General features: G+C 67.9%; 3 protein-coding genes and 1 pseudogene. 2 read left to right on the forward strand and 2 right to left on the reverse strand.

The genetic code is table 11. From position 1 onward, the window contains the following. On the reverse strand, window positions 1–389 hold a 389-nt coding region (locus EQG76_RS08365), incomplete at its 3' end, for a VUT family protein (RefSeq protein WP_200840658.1). A 13-nt stretch (window positions 390–402) separates the two neighbouring features. Beyond that, window positions 403–699, reverse strand: coding sequence for a 50S ribosomal protein L28 (gene rpmB, locus EQG76_RS08370; RefSeq protein ID WP_159712367.1), 297 nt, complete (start codon window positions 697–699; stop codon window positions 403–405). Between the two features lie 260 nt (window positions 700–959). On the opposite strand from rpmB, the gene EQG76_RS08375 reads away from it, so the two are divergent. Continuing rightward, window positions 960–1337: a phasin family protein gene (locus EQG76_RS08375; protein WP_159712369.1), complete on the forward strand. Its 378-nt coding sequence runs from the start codon at window positions 960–962 to the stop codon at window positions 1335–1337. A 114-nt stretch (window positions 1338–1451) separates the two neighbouring features. Continuing rightward, window positions 1452–1730: pseudogene (locus EQG76_RS08380) on the forward strand (alpha/beta hydrolase family protein); the annotation flags it as partial.

Below are 1730 nucleotides of genomic sequence, written 5' to 3' on the forward strand. Positions count from 1 at the left end.
TCCCAGACCGAGGCCAGGACCGAGCCGAGCAGCGGCGCCTTCCACCAGGACGCGCGGCGCAGCCGGTCGAAGATGGTGATGTCGAGCAGTTGCGAACTCAGGAACGCCGCGCCGGAGGCCAGGGCGATCCGGACATCGGACAGCAGCATCGACAGGACCACGCCCAGCGCGAAGCCGGCATAGGCGACATGGCGCGCGCGTCTGGGCCCATACCAGCGATTGGTGAGGTCGGTGACCAGGAAGGCCAAGGGGTAGCTGAACGCGCCCCAGGTCAGCCAGTCATTGATCGGGAACTGGACCAGCCAGTTCGAGGCGGCCACCACGGCCACCATCGCCGCCACCGCCCCGATCGGTAGGGTGTGCGGCGCAGCGGTCGTGACAGCCGGCATCGATCGGGTCAGGTCAGGCCTGGGCGGCCGCGGCGCGGGCGGCCAGCACCCGCTCCTGGACGCGGGCCAGGTCGGAAGGCAGATCCTTGCGCGACGCTTCGACCAGGAAGCCGTCCAGGCCGCCATGCTTGTCGATGGTGCGGATCGCCGCCGCGCTCAGGCGGACGCGGAACTGCTGCTTCAGGCTCTCGCTGTAGAGCCGGCGGTACTGCAGGTTCGGCAGGTACCGGCGACGGGTCTTGTTGTTCGCGTGGCTGACATTGTTGCCGACGAGAACGCCCTTGCCCGAGACGGCGCAGCGACGTGCCATGGGGAAATCCTCAACTGAATTCTTGACCGATCGGACGAACGGGACCCGCAGGTGGCGGAAGTCCGGCACGCAGTGGCGCGCATCTAGCCCCCGTGCGCCCGGACGTCAAGCGCTCCACCCTCAGAGGGCGCTCGGAGCTTTATGTTGCACTGCACAAAAAATCTCTTGAAACCGGCGCGAGTGCTCCCTATCTGGCGTTTGTGCGGTGCAGCATAGTGACTGACGGCCGCCCCTCATTGCCGCCAGACAGGAGAGTTCCCATGGCTTCATATGCTTTCCCCGCTCCGAAGTTCGATGCCGACCTGTTCGTCGCCATCCAGAAGCGCAACGTCGATGCCTTCACCGGCGCCTCGCAGATCGTCGCGGATGGCCTGCGCACCCTGGCGCAGCGCCAGGCGGAGATCGCCCAGGCCTCGTTCAAGCAGTTCATGGCCGACAGCCAGGCGTTCATGACCGCGAAGCCCACCGAGGTGAAGCCGGGCGACGTCGCCGCCAAGGTCAAGAGCTCGTATGAGGCCGCCATCGCCAATGCGCAGGAGCTCGGCAACCTCGTGGTCAAGGTGCAGACCGACGCCATGAACGTGCTGAACAACGCTGCGGTCGCCAGCTTCGACGACATGAAGAAGATCGCCGCCTGAGCGATCACCAGTACGGCCGAGCTTGCCCCGGCCGGTTCGAGGGAAGAGGCAGTGCCGGCCGGCACTGCCTTTTTTCGTTGTGGCGAGGCGGGCCGGCCCGGGAGGACGGACGGGATGACACGGCTCTGGATCACCCTATTGCTGGCCCTGGCGAGCCTGTCCGCCCATGCCCAGGCTCCGCCCGAACCCGGCATCCGCAGCTTGCCGGCCTCGATCGCCGGCGGGCCGACCGATCTCTGGTTTCCCGCCGCTGCGGGCGGCACGCCCGAGACGGTCGGCGTTTCCCCGGTCTTCCGGGGCGTCCCCGCGCGCCGCAACGCTGAGCTGCCGGACGGCAAGCTGCCCCTGATCCTGCTGGCCCATGGTGGCCTACGCGCCAGCCCGCAGGGCGGT

Origin of the sequence: Geminicoccus flavidas (assembly GCF_009806515.1) — a bacterium.
GTDB lineage: Bacteria > Pseudomonadota > Alphaproteobacteria > Geminicoccales > Geminicoccaceae > Geminicoccus > Geminicoccus flavidus.

Bases quoted from the DNA above. Each gene is read 5' to 3' on its own strand.
- rpmB (WP_159712367.1), bottom strand. From the start codon at position 699: ATGGCACGTCGCTGCGCCGTCTCGGGCAAGGGCGTTCTCGTCGGCAAC.
- EQG76_RS08375 (WP_159712369.1), top strand. From the start codon at position 960: ATGGCTTCATATGCTTTCCCCGCTCCGAAGTTCGATGCCGACCTGTTC.